The 903-nt window shown below is 38.6% G+C and carries 1 protein-coding gene and 1 pseudogene; both read left to right on the plus strand.

Going from position 1 to position 903, the window contains the following annotated elements:
- Positions 1–295: pseudogene (locus H5202_RS23465) on the plus strand (response regulator); the annotation flags it as partial.
- A 5-nt stretch (positions 296–300) separates the two neighbouring features.
- A partial coding sequence (locus tag H5202_RS23470) for a DEAD/DEAH box helicase (RefSeq protein ID WP_182774112.1) occupies positions 301–903 on the plus strand: 603 nt, incomplete at its 3' end.

Genomic DNA, 903 nt, shown 5'->3' on the forward strand with positions numbered 1-903 from the left:
TTCAAAAACGAATTTCATTATAAGCACTAGTGATGAGCGAAGTTATCATCCTTTATCGCAAGCCGAAAATATTAGTAAAGATAAAATACAAAATCTAGAACAACGTCTTATGCAATCGGAAGTTGATTTGCTCACCAGTATTGGAGAGTCAGAAGAATATATGCGTTTATATAATTCATTTCCTGAAATGAAATCGCATCTTGAGTCACAATATATGCTTGCTAGAGAAAATAGTTCGAAGTTACTGGGACAGATAAAGGCAATTAAGTCTGTGCTCACTCACCAACAGAAGTAAATATAATGCAACTAAGGCAATGGCAGTCAGAGTGCGTCAATCACGCCACAAAGCAATTTAGTGCTAACCAGAGACACTTCCTCTGCTTAGCTACTCCAGGGGCAGGAAAGACGGTTATGGCATCTGAAGTGGCCGCTAGATTATTTGAACAAGGCCTTATCGATTTTGTTCTTTGTTTTTCGCCTTCAGTGAATATCGCACAGGGAATTCAGAAAACATTTTCACAACGGTTGTCATGTCGTTTTGATGGTGTGATTGGCTCTATCGGTTGCTCTTATACTTATCAAGGAATGCTATCTTTTAAAGAAGACTTTTGGCAATTACTAGAGAAGAATCGAGTTTTAGTGGTCTTTGATGAGATCCATCATTGTTCAGGGAGAACGATTGAAGATGCAAATGTATGGGGTGAAGAAATTTTACTCAACATACAAGACAAGGCTCGGTACACTTTAGCTTTGACGGGAACGCCATGGCGTTCAGATCAGTCTCCAATTGCCTTGTCTCGATATACTGATCCAGATAATAAAATTCAATGCGATTTCATTTATGGTCTAAAAGAAGCCATTGCTGACATTGTATGTCGCAGCCCCAAAATAGTACTGATAGAT

The organism is Shewanella sp. SG41-4, from assembly GCF_014164505.1.
Taxonomy (GTDB): domain Bacteria; phylum Pseudomonadota; class Gammaproteobacteria; order Enterobacterales; family Shewanellaceae; genus Shewanella.